The 18140-nt window shown below is 63.4% G+C and carries 16 protein-coding genes and 1 pseudogene; 6 read left to right on the forward strand and 11 right to left on the reverse strand.

What is annotated here, in order from left to right; translation table 11 throughout:
* Positions 1-42: 42 nt before the first annotated feature.
* A complete protein-coding gene (locus KHU30_RS13220) occupies positions 43-1197 on the reverse strand; it encodes a JmjC domain-containing protein (protein WP_211443063.1) in 1155 nt (384 codons plus the stop codon).
* Positions 1198-1473: 276 nt separating this feature from the next.
* Here KHU30_RS13220 and KHU30_RS13225 point away from each other — a divergent pair, with 276 nt between their 5' ends.
* Both KHU30_RS13225 and KHU30_RS13230 read left to right on the forward strand, forming a co-directional pair.
* Complete coding sequence (locus KHU30_RS13225) at positions 1474-5022, forward strand: pyruvate formate lyase family protein (RefSeq protein ID WP_211443064.1); 3549 nt, start codon at positions 1474-1476, stop codon at positions 5020-5022.
* Positions 5023-5150: 128 nt separating this feature from the next.
* Positions 5151-6578, forward strand: coding sequence for an MFS transporter (locus tag KHU30_RS13230; protein ID WP_211443065.1), 1428 nt, complete (start codon positions 5151-5153; stop codon positions 6576-6578).
* A gap of 115 nt (positions 6579-6693) precedes the next feature.
* On the opposite strand, the gene KHU30_RS13235 is transcribed toward KHU30_RS13230, so the two are convergent.
* From KHU30_RS13235 to KHU30_RS13250, 4 genes are all read right to left on the reverse strand, one after another.
* Positions 6694-6993 carry a hypothetical protein gene (locus KHU30_RS13235; RefSeq protein WP_230411288.1) on the reverse strand — a complete coding sequence of 100 codons (300 nt, stop codon included), beginning with the start codon at positions 6991-6993 and terminating at the stop codon, positions 6694-6696.
* Positions 6994-7347: 354 nt separating this feature from the next.
* Positions 7348-8145: a methylmalonyl-CoA decarboxylase gene (gene scpB / locus KHU30_RS13240; protein WP_211443066.1), complete on the reverse strand. Its 798-nt coding sequence runs from the start codon at positions 8143-8145 to the stop codon at positions 7348-7350.
* Complete coding sequence (locus tag KHU30_RS13245; protein ID WP_211443067.1) at positions 8142-9386, reverse strand: CaiB/BaiF CoA transferase family protein; 1245 nt, start codon at positions 9384-9386, stop codon at positions 8142-8144. The genes scpB and KHU30_RS13245 overlap by 4 nt, the downstream gene beginning before the upstream one ends.
* A gap of 26 nt (positions 9387-9412) precedes the next feature.
* Entirely contained in the window at positions 9413-10735 is a 1323-nt protein-coding gene (locus KHU30_RS13250) for an MFS transporter (protein WP_211443068.1), read from the reverse strand.
* Positions 10736-10919: 184 nt separating this feature from the next.
* On the opposite strand from KHU30_RS13250, the gene KHU30_RS13255 reads away from it, so the two are divergent.
* The gene (locus KHU30_RS13255) at positions 10920-11846 is read left to right on the forward strand and encodes a LysR substrate-binding domain-containing protein (RefSeq protein ID WP_211443069.1); all 927 of its coding nucleotides are present in this window, start codon (positions 10920-10922) and stop codon (positions 11844-11846) included.
* A 92-nt stretch (positions 11847-11938) separates the two neighbouring features.
* Here KHU30_RS13255 and KHU30_RS25740 read toward each other — a convergent pair whose 3' ends face one another.
* Both KHU30_RS25740 and blaOXA read right to left on the reverse strand, forming a co-directional pair.
* A complete protein-coding gene (locus KHU30_RS25740; RefSeq protein WP_407928082.1) occupies positions 11939-12331 on the reverse strand; it encodes a RidA family protein in 393 nt (130 codons plus the stop codon).
* 54 nt (positions 12332-12385) lie between these two features.
* Positions 12386-13195, reverse strand: a pseudogene (gene blaOXA / locus KHU30_RS25745) (class D beta-lactamase); the annotation flags it as partial.
* Positions 13196-13220: 25 nt separating this feature from the next.
* On the opposite strand from blaOXA, the gene KHU30_RS13265 reads away from it, so the two are divergent.
* Positions 13221-13532 carry a hypothetical protein gene (locus tag KHU30_RS13265; RefSeq protein WP_211443071.1) on the forward strand — a complete coding sequence of 104 codons (312 nt, stop codon included), beginning with the start codon at positions 13221-13223 and terminating at the stop codon, positions 13530-13532.
* A 50-nt stretch (positions 13533-13582) separates the two neighbouring features.
* On the opposite strand, the gene KHU30_RS13270 is transcribed toward KHU30_RS13265, so the two are convergent.
* Together KHU30_RS13270 and KHU30_RS13275 are read right to left on the reverse strand one after the other, a co-directional pair.
* The gene (locus tag KHU30_RS13270; protein ID WP_211443072.1) at positions 13583-13777 is read right to left on the reverse strand and encodes a hypothetical protein; all 195 of its coding nucleotides are present in this window, start codon (positions 13775-13777) and stop codon (positions 13583-13585) included.
* Between the two features lie 14 nt (positions 13778-13791).
* Positions 13792-14304 (reverse strand): GAF domain-containing protein, encoded by a 513-nt coding sequence (locus KHU30_RS13275; protein ID WP_211443073.1) that lies wholly within the window; start codon positions 14302-14304, stop codon positions 13792-13794.
* A gap of 298 nt (positions 14305-14602) precedes the next feature.
* Between KHU30_RS13275 and pstS the strand changes: the two genes are divergently transcribed.
* A complete protein-coding gene (pstS, locus tag KHU30_RS13280) occupies positions 14603-15646 on the forward strand; it encodes a phosphate ABC transporter substrate-binding protein PstS (protein WP_211443074.1) in 1044 nt (347 codons plus the stop codon).
* A gap of 154 nt (positions 15647-15800) precedes the next feature.
* Here the strand turns inward: pstS and copD are convergent, their stop codons facing one another.
* Together copD and copC are read right to left on the reverse strand one after the other, a co-directional pair.
* On the reverse strand, positions 15801-16673 hold the full coding sequence (gene copD, locus KHU30_RS13285; RefSeq protein ID WP_211443075.1) for a copper homeostasis membrane protein CopD: 873 nt from the start codon (positions 16671-16673) through the stop codon (positions 15801-15803).
* Positions 16670-17053: a copper homeostasis periplasmic binding protein CopC gene (gene copC / locus KHU30_RS13290; RefSeq protein WP_211443076.1), complete on the reverse strand. Its 384-nt coding sequence runs from the start codon at positions 17051-17053 to the stop codon at positions 16670-16672. The genes copD and copC overlap by 4 nt, the downstream gene beginning before the upstream one ends.
* Positions 17054-17421: 368 nt before the next feature.
* Between copC and KHU30_RS13295 the strand changes: the two genes are divergently transcribed.
* Positions 17422-18084: a YcbK family protein gene (locus KHU30_RS13295; RefSeq protein WP_211443077.1), complete on the forward strand. Its 663-nt coding sequence runs from the start codon at positions 17422-17424 to the stop codon at positions 18082-18084.
* Positions 18085-18140: the final 56 nt, after the last annotated feature.

Consider the following 18140-nt stretch of genomic DNA (forward strand, 5'->3'; position numbering starts at 1 on the left):
CCTGGCGCTCCCGCGGCATCGCTGCCGCGGGAGCCCCTCGCCTCAGGCACTACCCTCCCTCAAGATCAAGCCGGCATCCGCAAACTCTTCCAGTATCTCCGCCACCCGCGTGGTCGCCACGGCCGTGGCCGCCTCCGCAGCCTGGTGGCCGTGGAAAGGCTTCTTGCGCGCACTGACCCACTTCAGCACCCGCCGCGCATCAGGCCTCAGCACGCTGCGCTCCTGCGTGCGGCCGGACTGGATCACAAGCACATCGTCCTTGCCGCCGCGGCCCGCGTCGACACGGCACGCGACCTGGGGATTGCGCTCAAATGAAGCGGTCAGCGTCCCGCCCCAGTCGGCCAGCAAATCGTCGGCGGACAGCTGCGCCACCGCCTCGCCGGCGGCATCGATCAGGTGCTGCAGGCGCTGCCGCTTTTGTTCATGGTCCGCGGTGGAACCGAGGCCGAAGGCCAGCTCGCGGCCGGCGTCATGCTTCAGCATCAGGTCCCTGATTTCATCCATCAGCAAATCGGTCCAGGAAGGCGGATTGATGGTGAACAGCAGCGAGAGAGAAGGCTCGTGGTTGAGGGTGCAGTGCCAGTAGCCCGGATGCAGGTACACCAGGGTGCCGGGCCGGGCCTCGAAACGCCGGCAGCCGGGCGGCATGCGGGTCGGGAAAGGCTGGCGCGCATAGCGTTTCATGTGTTCGTCAACCGCGGCGCCGGCCGACCAGCCGACATGCGGATTGACCAGGTGCTTGTTTTCAGCGACGCACCATTGCTTGCTGCCGATCAGCTGGATATTGATGGTGACGTTCGGATCGAAATGAAAGCCCGAACCGGTGCCTTTTGAAATGAAGGCTTCGAAATACACATCGTCCTGGCGCAGGCCGAGGTCGCGCTCCAGCTTGCGCGCGATCGGTTCCAGCGCCGGTACATGGTCTTCGACCTTGCTCAGGTACAGCGTGTAGCCGCTTTCATAGAATGCCGGAAGCTGCCGTGCGCTGGCGTTGATCAGCGGGTTTTTGGTGTCGCGCGGGGCCCAGGCATCGGCCTCGCCGCGCCAGGCTTCCAGCAGCGCATCGATGCTGGCCAGCTCGGGGATGGCGGCGATTTCGGCAAAGCGCTGCGGCGAACCGTGGCCGACATAGGGTTTCTTTTGCCAGTAGCGCGCCATGAAAGCATCCAGCGTCAGCGGATGGACCAGATCAGCCATTCCCAGCTTTTTCATCATCACTCCCGTCGATTCAGAGACCGGCCCCGAGCCTGACTGCTTTGCATAAACACTAGGCTTAATATTTCCAAATTGCAATATAACGGGAGCAGCTACTGTCAAATTTGACAGTAGCTGCAGATTGGCGCTATCCGCGGCATGGCTTTCCGATAGAATAAATTTCCGCAAAGAAATTAAAACACGCTGGCCACACCGGCCCGCTGCCAGCGGCAATCGCTCTTCCACGGCCTCGCGCCTCGTTCAGATAAGGATCTCAAGATGTTTATCGACGCTATCAAACATTCCCAGTACGGCCTGTTGACCCGGGCCATTTTCGGCCAGATCGCCACCATCACGCTGCATGACCACAGCCAGGCCACCGAAGCGGCATTGCTCAGCCTGATCCGCACGCTGGCGCAGGCGGCCAAGGCATCGCCGGCCAAGGCCGGCCTGGTGGCGGCCTTCGATCCCAACTTGTGGGGCGGCTGGCGCGACCGTGATATTCCGGTATCGCGCACGGTGCTGAACAACTCGCCCAAGCTGCGCGACAGCGGCGGCGACGTCCTGCTTTACCTGAAAGCAGACAACGCCGCAGCCGCCGCCCAGCTGATGGAAAGCGTGCGCCCCGGGCTGGAAGCGCTGGCGGCGCAGATCGAAATCCTGGCGGTCGGCAAACGGCCCGACGGCAAGGTGATGGGCGGCCGCTACCTGGACGGCATCACCAATCCCAACGATCCGGTCAGCCTGGCCGCCGACATCCTGGCCGACGGCGAATTCCAAGGCGCCTGCTACGGCTTCACGCAGAAATTCCTGTTCGAGTGGAGCAGCATCGGCGACATGCTGCCTGACGCCCAGGACGCCATGCTGGGCCGCGACCCGGCCGGCGCCATCCTGCCGCAACACGACCACAACGCGCACATCCGCCGCGTGCATGTACTCGACAGCAACGGCGACAACCTCAAGCTGCTGCGCCAGGCTTTGCCGTTCGGCGAACATGCGGGCAGCGCCGCGCGCGAGAAAGGCTTGATGTTCGTCGCCTTCTGCAATGCCCAGCCGCGCTTCGAAACCATCATCAAGCACATGATGGGCGAGCTGCCGGAGCGGCCGGCGGACCGCCTGATGAGCGTGGTGCAGGGCGTCGCCGGCAGCTACTGGTATGTGCCGAACGCGCAGGAACTGAACGTGCCGGCGGCCGGCATCGACAATGTCCAGGAAGAGCCGCACTGGCAGGTGCGCAGCAAGAACGGCTACCTGTTCTACAACGGCCAGGACTACCTGCACCAGATGAGCGAAGGCAAGTACCTTGCCGGCGATCCGCCCAGCCCGCGCCTGCTGACCTTGCTGGGACGCGCGTTTTCACACTGGAACGACGGCTGGCTCAAGCGCACCCCCTTCCCGCGCCTGCCGCATCTGTCGGCATTGGTGAACGAGGCGGAAGCGCCGTCGCTGACTTCTTCAGTAGCGCTGCGCAAGGCGCTGGCCAATCACAAGACGCTGGCCGGCCTGCTGTCCAGCCCGCAGTCCGATATCGCCCGCAACAACGGCTTGCTGCGCATCTATCCGGAAGAATTGCTGGTGGGCGTGATTCCCGATTTCACCCTCGGCCGCGGCAAGGAAGTGGTGCCCTACCTGAACCAGGATGAAACCGTGGCGGCCTGGCTCAAGGGCCAGCTGAACGAATGGTCGGCCATGGGCCACGTGGTGCCGCATTACCAGAAACTGGTGACGCTGGGACTGGGCGGCCTGATCGCCGAGCTGAAGCGGCAGATGGAAGCGACCGCGCTGCTGCAGCAAGACAATCCCGGCGACAGCGCTTTGAAAGAGCGGCTGGAATTCTATGTTTCAGCCGCGCTGTCGCTGGAAGGCGTGCAGGAATACCTGGGCAACTGGGCCACCCTGGCCGAAACCGCCGCCAACGCCGCGCAGCGCTCCGGCACCGAGGAAAACGCCGCCAATATGCGCGCCGTCGCCGCCCGCCTGCGCCGCCTGCGCACTGAGCCGCCGCTCAGTTTCCTGGATGGCGTGCAGCTGGTGTTTTCCTTCCATTGCTGCCTGCACCTGGTGGGCGAACTGACCTCGCTGGGACGGCTGGACCAGATCCTGTGGCCCTTGCTGGAACGCGACAACATCGCTCCCGAGCGGGCGCAGGAAATCGTCGACTGCCTGTGGCTGAAGATCGGCGAGAATGCCTTCGTCAACCGCGGCCTGGTGACCGACTATGTCAACTACGGCACCACTGCCGTCTGCGGCTACGGCGGCAATTTCCCGCAGGGCGGCGGCATCAACCAATGGGTGCAGCAGATCACCGTCGGCGGCTATGTCGCCAATGACGACGCCACCCCGACCGGCGGCGTCAATCCAGTCACCATGCTGTGCCTGAAGGCAGCGCGGCGCATCCCGGTCAACGCCCCGACGCTGTCGCTGCGCGTGTACGACGGCATTCCCGACGAGATCATGGACGAGGCCGCCAAATGCCTGCTGGCCGGCGGCGCCCATCCGATCCTGTACCAGGACGACCGCCTGTGCAAAGCACTGCATGACTCAGGCAGCAAGGTGACGCTGCGCTGGTCGCGCGACTATGCGGCGGACGGCTGCTACGAGCCGATGCTGGCCGGCGCCACCGGTTTTTCCTTCAACAATGTGACGCCGATGACAGCGCTGGAGCAAACCCTGAACCAGGGCGCCTGCTACGGCGAGGCCGGTCCGGTCTACCTGCGCGGGCTGAAGCAGACCTTTCGCTCGCCGCCGGCGGCCGAGATCACCAGCTTCAAGATGCTGCAAGAGATCTTCCTGCAGCAGCTGGAGTGGATCACGATCCAGAGCTACAACGTGATCCTGGGCGGCTTCGGCAACCTGGCCGGCATCTGCCCCAGCCCGCTGCTGTCGGCGCTGATCGAAGGCTGCGCCGAATCCGGGCGCGACCTGACTGCCGGCGGCGCCCGCTTCAACATGATCGCGCCGCTCTGCGTCGGCGTCTCCAACACCATCGATTCGCTGTATGCGATCCAGAAGCTGGTGTTCGATCCCGCCACCGCCCTCACCACCTTGCCGGAACTGGTCGACTGCCTGATCAACGACTGGGGCTTCAACATGATCGAGCCCTATCAAAGCCAGCTGCTGGGTCCGGCCGATGCCGCAGAACGCGGCCGCCGCTACCAGGAATTGCGCAACGCGGCGCTGGCGCTGCCCAAGTGGGGCAGCGGCGACGCCGAGGTCGACGCCCTGGGCGCCTGGGTGATGGAGCACACCGTGCGTATCTGCGTCGATGTCATACGCAAGCCGCATCCGGCATTGCAGCCGGTGCTGGACGGCATCGCCAGCACTTACGGCAGCGCCGAGTTCGTGATCACCCCCGGCATCGGCACCTTCGAAGGCTATGTCGGCGACGGCCTGCCCTGCGGCGCCTCGGCCGACGGCCGCCGCAACGGCATGCCGATCGCCTCCGACCTGTCGCCGGCGCCGGCGCCGCAAGACTTGCCGCCGGCGCCAGCCTTCCGCAACATCTACCAGGCGCTGAAAAGCTGGCGCGTCGATGCCATCGAATATGGCCTGTCGAACGCCTCGCCGGTGGACATGAACATCGAGGAGGATTTTCCGCTGCAGCAGCTGCAGCGTTTTGTGAAAGCTTACGCGCGCGGCGAAACCGGCTCCAACCTGATCACCCTCACCTGCGCCGACCTGGCCACCTACCAGGCGGCAGTGAACGATCCTGAGCGCTACAACCTGGTGCGGGTGCGCATGGGCGGCTGGACCGAGTTCTATGCCACCATGTTTCCGATGCACCAGGAACAGCATCAGCGCAGGCAGTATTTCACGCCCGGAGAGTAGCCGGCGGCGCCAGGCGGCCGCGCCGTACAGCCGGCCGCCCCTGCCGTGCGCTTGCTTCGATACGCGCCGAAGCATCGGACAAATCCAGGCAGGTATATTGTCCTCCAGCCCCTTCCTGGAGAACAGCAATGACAAAGAACCCTGGCGCAGTCAATTTTCGCGCCGGCGACGGCCAGCCGGCGCGCAAGATACTGGCGGCGACCAGCATCAGCTACGCCATCGTGCTGCTCGACGCGTCGATCGTCAATATCGGCCTGGAACAGATCGGCGCCACGCTCGACAGCGGCGTCAGCGGGCTGCAATGGATCGTCAACGCCTACACCCTGAGCTTCGCCAGCTTTCTCATGACCGGCGGCACGCTGGGCGACCGCCTCGGCGCAAGAAACATCTACCTGGCTGGCCTCATGTTGTTCACGCTGGCGTCGGCGCTGTGCGGCTTCGCTCCCAACCTGGGTACGCTGGCCTTGGCGCGGGCGCTGCAGGGCTTAGGCAGCGCCATGCTGGTGCCCTGCTCGCTGGCGCTGATCAACCAGGCTTATCCCGATCCGGCCCGGCGCGCCGCGGCGATCGGCATGTGGATGGGCTGCGGCGGCATCGCCATGGCTTCCGGTCCGCTGCTGGGCGGCCTGCTGATCCACGGCTTCGGCTGGCGCAGCATCTTTTTCGTCAACCTGCCGCTCGGCCTGGCCGGCATCTGGCTCACCTGGCCGCTGCCGCGCGACCGGGCGCCGGGTACGCGCCACTTCGATATTGCCGGCCAGCTGACGGCTATCATTGCGCTCGGCAGCCTGATCGCGCTGCTGATCGAAGCGCCGGCGCTGGGCTGGGGCTCGCTTCCCATCGTCGCCGGCGCCGTCGTCTGCGGCATGGCAAGCCTGCTGTTCATCAGGATTGAAACACGGCAGCCGCAGCCCATGCTGCCGCTATCGCTCTTTCGCAACGGGCTGTTCGCCGCCTCCGCGCTGGTCTCCATGGCCTCCGCCCTGGTCTTTTACGGCATGCTGTTCGCTTTCAGCATCTATTATCAGAGAGTGTTAGGCTACGCGCCGCTGCAGGCTGGCCTGGCGTTCCTGCCGATGACTGTCATGGTGGCGACCGGCGGCCTGGTTTCCGGCCGCCTAGCGCGGTTATTCGGCGCGCGCGCATCGATGTGCGCGGCGTTCTGCCTGTATGCCATCGGCGCCGCCGGCATGCTCCTGCCCGAGCCGGGCTCGCCCTATTGGTTCGCTGTGCTGCCGATGCTCGCGATCGGCCTGGCTTCCGGTTTCATCTCGCCTGCCGCTACGGCGCCGGCCATGGGCACCGTCGAGAAAAGCCGCGCAGGCATAGCGGCAGCCGTGCTGAATTCAGCGCGGCAAACCGGCGCGGCATTGGGGGTGGCGATTTTCGGCGCGCTGCTGGCGACGCTGCAGCCGTTCGCGCAGGCGCTGCACATCGTGCTTGGAATGGTCGTTGCCATCTCGCTGGCAGCCGCGTTGCTATGGTGGTTTTCCACCAGGCCTTCAGCATGCTTGCAGCGCGTTCAAGCGCGATCGAAAAACGCGGCGCTGCGATGAGTGTGATTGCCCGATGATCGATGCAGCTGCCGGAAGCCGGACCAGCCTGCGCTTCCGGCATGCATCTGTAGCGTCGTTCATCCAGCGTCAGGCGGACGACGATTTGCTGCTGGCATCAAGCGGTATTGCCAACCGCGATGAAACTGAAATTGCGGTCGGTATACTTGCCGTTGGCGTCGCCCGTCTGCACGGTGGCGCCGCCGCCCGACAGCGACGGGAAGATCACGTTGTCCAAGGTGCTCTGGCCGGTGCCGTAGCCCCATTGCGCGCCGGTGATGGCGGGATTGCTGGTGAACTGGTTCTTGAACAGAATCGAATAATTGCCGGTGCTTTCACGCTTCACGCTGAAACCGCCCGAGCTGCTGACGATCGTGCCATCTTTTTCAATACTGCCCCACAATAGAAGTTGTGCCATCGCTGTTACTCCTTCGATATAAGTAGTTTTACCATTGATTGAAAAACAGATTTACAGCACCGGCGCCGGTATGAACATTCATCCTGGCGCTGCTTGCAGCGTTGATATTTTGCGTCCCTGGGCCGGTCTGTTCAGACTAGTCTTCTCTCTTCATATCCGCAGCTGTGAATAGTGACAGGTGAAAAAGCAGCAAGGCCCGCAATACGGTTGCGGCCAAGATCGAGAAGAACATGCGCCTCGAATGAAACGCGGATTTTTATTGGCTGCGACACATTTCCTTATGCGCTTTCAGCAGTTAGATAGTTGAAATGAATCTATCCCGGAAAGCCCGATTCCGCTGCCGCCGGCGGCAAATCAGACGCCGCGGAACAGCGGCTGACGGCGCTGGCTGAACGCTTCCAGTCCCTCGCTGAAATCGGCGCTGGCGCAAGCTCGGCGCCGCAGTTCCGCGATCTGTTCCATTGCCTGCACCGGCAGCGGCTGCATGTCTTCCATGATGCGCAACTGCTCCTTCACTGCACGCACCGCCAGCGGCGCCTTGGCGGCGATGCCGTGCGCCATTTCCAGCGCCGTCGCTTGCAGCATGGTGCTGTCGGCCATGCGGTTGATGACGCCGAACTGGAGCGCGCGCTCGGCCGTCAGCGGCAGCGCGCAAAAGAACATCTCCTTGAGCACATGGATAGGCAGGTTGTGGAAAAAGCGCAGCAGCCCGCTGGTGGTGTAAGGCAGGCCGATATTGGCCGGCGTCATGGAAAAGCGCGCGCTGCGGTCCGCCACTACCAGGTCGCAGCTCATCGCCAGGTCGACCGCGCCGCCCCACACCGATCCCGACACCATGGCGATCACGACTCCCGGATAAGCGCGTATCGCGCGCAAGACGCGCTCCAGCGGCTTGCCGTAGGCGACAGGATCGCGGTCCAGCGCCAGTTCGCTGAGATCGTGGCCGGCGCTCCAGACGTCGTCCCCGATGCCGCTGCCGAGCAGCAGCACTGGCACGCGCCGTTCTGCGAGTTCTGCCAGGCGTTGTTCCAGCGCCTCCAGCAGCTCGGCGCTGAGCGCATGGCGGCGCGCCGGATTGCTGAAGAGGACATGGCCGATCCGCTCTTCGATGATGCGGCTGGTGACCGTGGCTGCGTTGTCTGTCGGATTCATTGCGCCGCCTCTTCCGCCGGCTCCGATGCTGGCGCCGGCACCGCCTCCTGATGCGCCGCCTTGGAGGCCAGCAACGCATCGATCGCAGCCTGCGGGAAGCCGGCTTCCCGCAGCACCTCCACGGTGTGCTGGCCGAGGCCGGGAGGCGGCCGCCGGCCGGCCGCAGGGCCAGCATCGGCGGCGTAACTTTTCACCGGCGTCACCACCTGCCGCAGCTCGCCCAGGGTTGGATGCTGTGCGCTTTCTACCAGCCGGCAATGCAATACCTGCGGATCGGCGAACACCTCGGCCAGGGTATTGATCGGCCCGGCCGGCAAGCCGGCGGCGACGAACTGCTCGCTCCATTCGCGCTTGCTGCGCGTCTTCAGGCGCGCTTCCAGCAAGACCTTCAACTCTTCGCGATGGGCGACCCGCAATTCGTTGCTGGCGAAGCGCGGATCGTCCGGCAGCGCCGGCAGTTCCAGCAGCTGGCACAGGCGCAGCCACATGTCGGCGGTGATCGGCGCCAGGTTGAGCGGGCCGTCAGCGGTCTCGAAGACGCCGTAGGGCGCGATCACGGAATGGGCATTGCCGGTGCGCTGCGGGATTTCACCCAGGCTGAGATAGCGCTGGCCGTGCACGCTCAGCAAGCCGACCAGGCTGGCCAGCAGCGAGCTGCCGACATGCTGGCCGCGTCCTGTGCGCTGCCGTTCCAGCAGCGCCGCCAGGATCGCCATGGCCAGCCACATGCCGGAGCTCATGTCGCCGATGGCGGTGCCGGTGCGGGTGGGGTCGCCGTCGGCAAAACCGGTCAGGCTCATCATGCCGGAATAGCCCTGGGCGATCTGGTCGAAACCGGGCCAGCCGCTGAGCGGACCGTCGGCGCCAAAGGCGTTGATGCTGCCCATCACCAGCCGCGGGTTGCGCGCGCTCAGCGCCTCGTAGCCAAGCCCCATGGCAGCCATGGTGCCCGGCTTGAAATTCTCGATGACGACATCGGCGCCGTCGATCAGTTGCTGCAGCGCCGCCATCCCCTGCGCATTGCGCAGGTCGAGGCAGATGCCGCGCTTGTTGGCGTTGCAGGACAAATAGTAAGTGCTGACGCCGCGGTCGAACGGCCCCCAGCCGCGGCTCATGTCGCCGCACGGCCCCGACTCCACCTTGATCACGTCGGCCCCCATGTCGGCCAGCGCCATGGAACAGAATGGCCCTGACAGCGCGCGGCTGAGGTCGACGATCTTGATACCTTGTAGTGCTTGCATCTGTTTCTCCAGTCGATGAGTGACAGCTATTGCGGCAGCTGCTGGTCGCGGGTTTCCACCGCAAACGGCAGGATCAGCAGGCCAAGCACGAAAGCCGCCGCGGTCCAGGCCACCGGCAGGCCGAGCGAGCCCTGCCACTGGATCGCCGCCGCCAGCAGGAAGTTGACGCCGGCGCCGAGGAAGCGGCCGATGGAAGCGTTGAAAGCGAACGCGGTAGCCCGTATCCGGGTTGGATACTGTTCCGGCAGCCACAGCGAAAAGATCGCAAAATTGCCGCCGAAGAAGCCCAGGAACAGCAAGGACACCATGAACAGCTTGAGGCCGTCCGCCAGGTAGAACACCCAGCCGAAGGCGAACACGATGGAGAGCGCCATGCCGGCGAAATAGATGCCCAGCGCCGTCCTGCGGCCCAGCCGCTCGGCCAGCCAGGGCGCCGCCAGGCAGCCGAGTATGGTGGCGAACGACAGGATCGCCGCGCCTATCGAGGCCAGGTGCACGGAGCCGATATGATCGATGCCGGCGCGCGTCGCCAGTGTGACGACCGCGCTGGCTTCGTACACCGAGCCGGCCCACAAGCCGATCACCGCCACGCCGACCAGCGAAGCGCTGGTGATGGTGCGGCGGCGGAAGGCCGGCGCAAACAGCTCGCGGAAAGAACTGCGCACCACGGTGGCGCTGGCGGCCAGCTTGTTATGCGCATCCTTGCGCCACTGGCCCGGCTCTTTCACCCGCAGCACCGTGAAGATCGCCAGCAAGGCCGGCGCCAGGCCGCACAGGAACATGGCGCGCCAGCCGTAGGCAGCGCCTATGGTGTAGTTGAGCCAGGCGGCGATGAAGAAGCCGACGTAGTAGCCGGTCTGCAGATAACCGGCGCCCATCTTGCGCCTGTCCTCCGGCCAGCTTTCGGCGACATAGGTGCCGGCCAGCGCCCACTCGCCGCCGACGCCGATGCCGGCGATCAGGCGGAACGCCGCGAGCTCCCAGACGTTGTGGGCAAACGCGGCGGCGCCGGTGAATACCGAATAGATCAGGATGCTGGCGGCGAGCGTCTTGACGCGGCCGAAGCGGTCGGCCAGCGGCCCCCAGATAAAAGACAAACCCCAGCCGATCAGGAACAGCGCGAACAGGATAGAGCCGTACATGCCGAGATTGCCAGGGGTGGCGGCGATGCCCGAGGCCGGCAGCAGCTCGGTCAGCGCCGGGATCAGCACCAGCGCATAGATCACCGAATCGACGCCGTCCAGCACCCACCCTGAATATACCGCCCAGAAGCCGCCGATCTGCTCGCGGCTGAGGGGCGTGCGCCGCGGCTTGACGCCGGGCGCGGTTAATCCGATTGCCTTGTCCATGCTTGTCTCCTTGTCGGCCTGTGGCGGCCGTGGTGGTGCAGCTACGGCTGGTCGCCGTGCCCGCTTGTTTTGTGGGACAAGTATAGAAACACAGTCAATAATTTAAAAATATGTTATTCCGCTTGCTCCATAGGATTAACGTATAGGATGACGCTATAAGATCAACAGGCTGGAGGAGCTGGACATGGATTTGCGCCAATTGCGGTATTTCGTCAAAGTGGTTGAATGCGGCAACGTCACGCACGCCAGCGAGGCGCTGCATATCGCCCAGCCGGCGGTCAGCCAGCAGATGCGCAACCTGGAGCGCGACCTCGGCATGCAGTTATTGGAACGCAGCGTGCATGGCGTAGCGCCGACCGCCGCCGGCCTCACCCTTTACCGCCACGCGACCGGGCTGCTGCGGCAGGCCGACGGCACGCGCGAACTGCTGCGCCAGGATGCCGAATTCCCGCAAGGGAAAGTCTCGGTGGGCATGCCGTCCAGCACCTCGCGGGTGCTGGCGATCCCGCTGGCGCGCATGGTGCGAGAACGCTTTCCCGGCATCGTGCTGGAATTGATCGAGGCGCCCAGCGCCGACCTCGGAGGCCTGATCGGCGGCGGCCGGGTCGAGCTGGCGGTGGTGGCCGATGCGGCCGAAACGCGCGGCGTGGCGGCGCAGCGGCTGATCAGCGAAGCCTTGCACCTGATCGCCTGGCCGGATTTTCCGCTGCCGGAGGCGCCGGTGCAGCTGGCCGATTTGGCGCGCATGCCGCTGATCCTGCCGAGCGCGCCGAACTCGATCCGCAGCCGCGTCGACTGGGCCTTGAGCGAGGCGGGCCTGGCGTCCGAAGTGCGCTTCGAGGCCAGTTCCACCGCGCTGCTGTTCGCCGCAGTCATCGCCCGCCTGGGCGTCACCATCCTGCCCTGGTCGGCCGCCCACGTCGAACTGGATGAGCACAAGCTGAAGCTGGCCGCGGTCGATCACCGGCTGTTTTCGCGCGAGCTGTCGCTGTGCTGGCATGATTCCGAACTGCTCAGCAACGCCGTGCAAAAGGTCAAGGCTATCATCGTGGAATTGTTTGCCGTACTGGGGCAGCGGCGCGAGTGGCTGGCATCCAAGAACCGCGCTTGAACTCGCCGGCGATCGATTTTGTGCACGGGAGTACTCCGCGTTGCGGAAAAAACTGGAGCATGGCTGCAGCCCTGCCTGGCTCCAGGTAAGCCTCACCTCACTTTGGCGGCCGTCGCCTCGATTTCCACCAGCGCGCCGGGCGGAGCAAGGCCAGCAATCTGGACCACTGCTCGCACTGGCTTGTTCGGTTGTTCCTTAGTCGCAAAGAATTTGCTATAACCGGCCTGGAAGCCGGCGAAATCGGCTTGCTGCTTGTTGCGCGGATCAGCCACCAGATACACTCTCAGCTGAATCACGTCCGCCATGGCAAGGCCTTGCCTGGCCAAGGCAGCTTCAACGCGGCGCAGCACCGATACTGTTTGCGTCTCAGTATCGCCGTAAGCCTCCAACGAACCTTGCGCAGCATCTTTGTTGCTCACCTCGGGCAACATGCCGCTCAGATAGACGGTACTGGCATTCGGCGGCACAAGCACTGCCTGCAACACCGGAAAATCAGAATTGGGCAATTGGACGCGTTCAATTGCCGGTGCAGCGGTGCTCAACAAACCTAGCGCCCGCAAACTGGCCTTGGCAATTTCCACGCGCTTTGCCAGTGCGCTAGGTAAGGCCGGCGGCGGGGTATCCTGAACGACATCGATGTTCAATGCAAAACTATAGATTTTTCCGGCTTGCTCAAGCCACCCCACAAACCAGCCGACACCAGGGTCATCTTTGCTGGCCCAGCCGGTTTTTCCATGGAGTACCCAATCACTGCCCTCTTCCAGCTTGGTGATATCGCGCACCGCAGCTTGCACGGCTGCCGGGTAAGGGAGTTGTCCTTGCGCCAGGCGCGCCAGGAAGGCTGTTTGTTCGACTGCGCTGATTTTCAGCGGCCCTTCCAGCCAAAAACTATCTACCGACTTGCCGATATCGGCGTTGCCGTAATTGAGCATGGCAATATTTTTTTGCATGCGCTCCAAGCCTATGCGCCGCGCAAGCAACTGGTAAGCGTTAACGTTGGAAGTCGCCATGGCTTCCCGCAAGCCCATGTCATGCTCCCAGGATTTCAAGAATTTCGGTTTGCCGTCGTGGTGATAAAACACTTCATCAACGCTACTGACCGCGCCGCTGGACAAACCTATGAGGCTATTGGGTATTTTGAAGGTCGACGCCGGGATGAAGCGGGTTTCTGCACGCTGTTGATCGTAACCGGTGAGCCGCTGTGTGCTTGGATCGTAAAGAACGAAAGTGCCATTTACTTTGGCTTTGTTGAATATTTCAGCAACGGCAGGACTTGCTTGAAAATCAAGCGCCCAGGTCGGGATGACAACCAGCATGGCGAGCAGAAAAATAACGCGGTGTAGTGACATGATTTCCTTTATGAGGCGTTCATTTATGGAGATTCCAATGCTCGCTTGCGAGCAAGGCGGCGTTAGCAATCCCAACACTGCCGCTTTGCGGTCTCATCATTTCGCCGGCAACGCACGGAATTGCAAAAAGAATAATAAGCGCCGCGCCAAGTTACTCGCAACCGAGAACAATTTTGGCCTGACTATAGAAAATCTTATGGCAGATCGATTTACTTTGGAAAACACCGGCGACAAACCGGTCACCACTCTTGCGTCGGCTTATGTGGAATACAAATCCTATCTCTCTCCTGATTGCCATTGCCAGGGCAATATCAAAAATGCAAGCATTGCGCTTTAGCGAGCAGGGATTGCCGATTGCAATGTCATTAATCGTCTGGCCAAGGTGTGCTAGCCCAGCCGGGCATTGCCATTTTTTGGCATTGACAAGGGCAGCGGTGTGGCGCGGGTTGAAATGGTCGCGCCGAGGGGATCGTCCCGCATCGAGGCAACGGGCGATTCTTGCGCAGCCATTGCATTGATAGAGTTGGCGGAGGCAGGCGCATCGCTTTCCGTCTCTTTAAAAAAATACAGCGCGGCCTGCATACCGCGCCCGGCGCCTACTCGAAATCCGTCGCCGCCACGAACACCGCCAGCAAGGCTTCCAGGCCTTGCAAGTCCTGCGGCCGGAAACGGTTCAGGCTGGGGCTGTCGATGTCGAACACGCCGTACAGCTTGCCATCCTTGATCACCGGGATCACGATCTCGGCATTCGATGCCGCATCGCAGGCGATGTGTCCGGGAAAGGCGTGCACATCCGGCACCAGCACCGATGCGCGGCTGACGGCGGCAGCGCCGCAGACCCCGCGGCCGAACTGGATGCGCGCGCAAGCGACCTTGCCCTGGAACGGCCCGACCAGCAATTCCTGCGCGTCGCCATGGCTGCTCGCCGCGCCGCGCGGCCGCACCCAGTAAAACCCGACCCAGTTCAGATCGGCGACAGTCTGGTAGACCAAGGCGGAGAACTGCGCCGCATTGGAGTTCTGGTCGCGTTCCCCGTCGAGGATGCTGGCGGCCTGGCGCGCCAGCAGTGCGTAATCGACGTCGATCTCTGCAGTAGTGGAAGTGAACATGGATATCCTGGAAAAGTGTGCTGCAAGTTTACATGCAAACGGACATTTTCTTTTGCGGCGGCACAAACGCAAAGCTTGCATCGGACAACTCCCCTGCTGATGCGCCCGGCGCCATCACGGTCCGCCTTTCTCATTCCGGGCCAGGGAATCGGCAGCTCCTTGCCGCGCGAAACTGCACAGTACTGTCCGTTCATGCCGCCGCCGCACTTTTCTGCGAAAATGCCGCTCGGCTTAGGCCCAGCTGCAAAAATACGGAATTTGCTGCAGCTCTCAAAGACACTCATGCGTAAGGTTGTAAATGTTGAAATATTTGTTTGTGCTTTCCTGCGCGCTCGGCCTGAGCGTATCCCATGCCACCGATATCAGCGGCGCCGGCTCGACGGCAGCAGCTCCGCTCTACCTCAAATGGGACGCCGCCTATAACAAGAAAACCGGCAACAAGCTGGCCTACGAACTGATCGGCTCCTCCGCCGGCATCAAGAAAATCAAAGAAGGAACAACCGATTTCGGCGCCAGCGACGCACCGATGTCGATGGCCGATTTGAAGAAATTCAACTTGCTGGATTTTCCTACCGTGATCTCGGGCGTAGTGCCGATCATTAACCTGCCAGGCATCAAGGACGGCGAGCTGCGCCTGAGCGCGGAGGCAATCACGGGCATCTATCTCGGCAAGATAGACAAATGGAACGACGCCGTCATCGCCAGGGACAATCCGAAACTGACGCTGCCCAGCTTGCACATCGTGCCGCTGGCGCGCGCCGACGGCTCCGGCACCACCTACACCCTGACCGACTATTTCAGCGCCGTCAGCCCGGAATGGAAGCAGCAGTACGGTCGCAATTTCAGCATCGCGTGGCAGGCCGACATCAAGGCCCTGAAGGGCAGCAACGACCTGGTCGCCGCCTTGAAAAAGACGCCGGGCGCGATCGGCTACGCCGAGTTTGCCTATGTCATCGAAAACAATCTCAACTATGCCCAGATGAAAAACCGCGACGGCCAGTATGTGCGTCCGGACGCCAATTCCTTCAACAGCGCGCTGGCCAACAGCAACTGGAAAAACACCGGCAATTTTGAAGAAATGCTGACCGACAAGCCGGGCTCCGGCAGCTGGCCGATCACCGGCGCCACCTATGTCTATGTCCCCCGCGTGACCAGCAAGCCGGAACAGACCAAGGCTGTGATCCAGTTCTTTACCTGGGCCTTCATGGAAGGCGACACGCTGGCCAGCAGCCTGGATTATGTACGGCTGCCGGACAATGTGCAGGCGCGGGTGGTGCATGAAATGGCCAACGTGGTCGACACCAAGGGCAAGCAGCTGTCCATGCCGGTGTTCCTGAAATAGCCCGGCCCATTGTCCGCCTGAACAGCTAACGGCTGCGGCCGGCAGCCGCCAGGATCGGGCCGGCGATTTCCTCGCGATGCGACGCCAGCGACAGGTGGCTGGAATCCCAGCAGCCAAGCTGAAGGCGATCAGGGAAAAGCCGATGACGCCAAATTCAAACCGGCTCCAGCATGCCGAATACCGACACCAGCGCCAGCACTGCCATGCCGAGGCAGATTTCCATCAGCGTGGAACGCCGGAGCGCGTCGATGGCGGCTGGCGCAGCGCTCTTCATGCGCGGCACGAATACATAGCGGTTCAGGATTGCCAGCGCCACCATCGCCGCCGTCAGCAGGATTTTCAGCGACAGCAGCAGCTGGTAAGGCGAGGACCAGTCGGTCGGCCAGCGGCCCAGCACCAGCATGGTGTTGATGGCGCCGCTAAGCAGGACGCCGGCGACGGCGGCATGGCCGGCGCTGGAGAAGCGCCGCAGGGTAAGGCTGGCATCGCCGCCGGCGACAGGATCGGCCAGCAGCCGCAGGCACAGCAGGACCGGCAGCAGCGAGCCGAGCCAGGCGCCGCCGCACAGCAGATGCGCAGCATGATTGACGCCGTGCAGGAAGCCGCGCAAGCCCTGGTCCATGGCGGCATGTCCGCTCAGCGCCAGGCTGGCGAGCAGGACGCCGGCGCTGATGGCGACGCCGCGCAGCCGGCCTGGCTGCCGCAGCATGCCGACCGCCAGCAGCAGCAAAGCCAGCAGCACGCGGAACAGCCAGGTCTGGCCGATAGCGGTGGACAGCAGTTTCCACAGCACAGCCGGATCGACGGCGGCTTGCCAGCTGCCGACGATCTCGCCGGCTTGCAGGGGCAGGCCGGCCAGTGCCGTCAGCAGCGCCGCCATGCGCGCTGCCAACATCAGGCGGCGATCGATCTGCACGCGCAGCCCGGGCGCCGCGATTTTCCACAGGAAGACGCTGCTGCCGAAGACCAGCATCAGCGCCAGGTAATGCAGCAGCCTGTTGCCTGCGACTACAGCGTCCAGCGTCATCCAGGACGGACCGTAAAACTGTAGCTGCCCTTGCTCTTGTGGCCGTCGCGCGAGAGCGCATGCCACGTCACCGTATAGACGCCGGCCGCCAGGCGGCTGCCGAGCGGGACCAGCAAGACCATGTTGCTGTCCGGCGCCAGCGTGGCGGCGCCGGTGGCGACGCTTTTGCCGCCGGCGTCGCTCACAGCCGCGCCGCTGAATGCAAGCTCAAGCGCTTCGGAAAATTCCAGCCTCAGCGAGGTCGGCGCAGCGGCAACGACGGTATCGTGCGCCGGCACTTCGGCTTTCAGGTGGGCGTGCGCAAAGACGCTCTCCGCCATGGAAAAACTGAGGAGCGCTGCGATGGCAACGGTCTTGCACGCGGAAGAAATAACTGACATACACCACATCCTTGAAATAAAACATGAAAGGCGTCCGGCTAACCGCACACATCGACGATCGCCGAACCAGCCGGGATATCCACGCATGATGCCAGTAACAGGATCTTTCCGCTGCCGCGCCCGGCAACGGCGCCAATCGAATGTTAACAAGCCCTAGAGCAAACCCGGCAGAGAAGCCCTGAGCGTTGCCGCCGCCCGGCACTTGCATTCCAGTTTGCGGAAGGTGTTTTCCATCGGCCCCGCCTTGCAGGTGCGACGTCTGCGCGCCAGCCGCTGACTTGCTGAAGCGGCGGGATCGGCGGCAGGCAGTGCTACTCAAATGGAAGGCGGTGAGATAAAATTCTGCATCCCTTTCTATCTGGACCGCCATGCCGACGCGCCGAAAATTCCTGCAAAAAAGTTTATTCCTGGGCGCCGCCGGGCTGTTTTCCGGCGAACTGGCCATCGCCAAGTCGGCTGTCAACGGCGGCGCTGCCGAAGCCGCGGCCGGCATGCAGGCCACCATGGATCCGCCGCCGGACATCTTCGACGCCCAGCTGGTAGACATGGATTTCTGGCTCAAGCCGCGCGTGCTGGAAGTTTCGCGCCCGGCCAGCGGCGAGTACGCCAAGCTGCTGTACTGGAAAGACGGCGAAGTGCAGGATTCCGCCTATCAGCAGCTGTGCCATCTGCTGCGCGACGTGCAAGCCAAGAAAACCGAAGCGATCGACCCCAAGCTGCTGGAAACGCTGTGGGGCACGCAGGCCTTCATCGCCCGCTACGGCATGGTGCAGCCGCTGGAAATCCTGTCGGGATACCGCACCCCGGCGACCAACCAGGGCCTGATCGAAAGCGGCGTGCCGGCGGCGCGCAAGTCCTTGCATCTGGAGGGGCGTGCAGCCGACATCCGCCTGGCGCAGCTGGAGCCTGACGTCCTGGGCGGCCTGATCCGCAGCTTCCGCCAGGGCGGCGTCGGCTTTTACTACCGGCCGGGCAAGCGCGACGGCTGGATCCATGCCGATACCGGCCTGCAGCGGACCTGGAAGGGCTGATCGCTGCAAGCCGGAGAATATGCGCGGCGCGCGGCAGCAGGAATTCCCGAATCGGC

Origin of the sequence: Collimonas humicola (assembly GCF_018304945.1) — a bacterium.
GTDB classification, from domain to species: Bacteria; Pseudomonadota; Gammaproteobacteria; order Burkholderiales; family Burkholderiaceae_D; genus Collimonas; species Collimonas humicola.

Bases quoted from the DNA above. Each gene is read 5' to 3' on its own strand.
- KHU30_RS13220 (WP_211443063.1), bottom strand. From the start codon at position 1,197: ATGGCTGATCTGGTCCATCCGCTGACGCTGGATGCTTTCATGGCGCGC.
- KHU30_RS13225 (WP_211443064.1), top strand. From the start codon at position 1,474: ATGTTTATCGACGCTATCAAACATTCCCAGTACGGCCTGTTGACCCGG.
- KHU30_RS13230 (WP_211443065.1), top strand. From the start codon at position 5,151: ATGACAAAGAACCCTGGCGCAGTCAATTTTCGCGCCGGCGACGGCCAG.
- KHU30_RS13235 (WP_230411288.1), bottom strand. From the start codon at position 6,993: ATGGCACAACTTCTATTGTGGGGCAGTATTGAAAAAGATGGCACGATC.
- scpB (WP_211443066.1), bottom strand. From the start codon at position 8,145: ATGAATCCGACAGACAACGCAGCCACGGTCACCAGCCGCATCATCGAA.
- KHU30_RS13245 (WP_211443067.1), bottom strand. From the start codon at position 9,386: ATGCAAGCACTACAAGGTATCAAGATCGTCGACCTCAGCCGCGCGCTG.
- KHU30_RS13250 (WP_211443068.1), bottom strand. From the start codon at position 10,735: ATGGACAAGGCAATCGGATTAACCGCGCCCGGCGTCAAGCCGCGGCGC.
- KHU30_RS13255 (WP_211443069.1), top strand. From the start codon at position 10,920: ATGGATTTGCGCCAATTGCGGTATTTCGTCAAAGTGGTTGAATGCGGC.
- KHU30_RS13265 (WP_211443071.1), top strand. From the start codon at position 13,221: ATGGAGATTCCAATGCTCGCTTGCGAGCAAGGCGGCGTTAGCAATCCC.
- KHU30_RS13270 (WP_211443072.1), bottom strand. From the start codon at position 13,777: ATGCAGGCCGCGCTGTATTTTTTTAAAGAGACGGAAAGCGATGCGCCT.
- KHU30_RS13275 (WP_211443073.1), bottom strand. From the start codon at position 14,304: ATGTTCACTTCCACTACTGCAGAGATCGACGTCGATTACGCACTGCTG.
- pstS (WP_211443074.1), top strand. From the start codon at position 14,603: ATGTTGAAATATTTGTTTGTGCTTTCCTGCGCGCTCGGCCTGAGCGTA.
- copD (WP_211443075.1), bottom strand. From the start codon at position 16,673: ATGACGCTGGACGCTGTAGTCGCAGGCAACAGGCTGCTGCATTACCTG.
- copC (WP_211443076.1), bottom strand. From the start codon at position 17,053: ATGTCAGTTATTTCTTCCGCGTGCAAGACCGTTGCCATCGCAGCGCTC.
- KHU30_RS13295 (WP_211443077.1), top strand. From the start codon at position 17,422: ATGCCGACGCGCCGAAAATTCCTGCAAAAAAGTTTATTCCTGGGCGCC.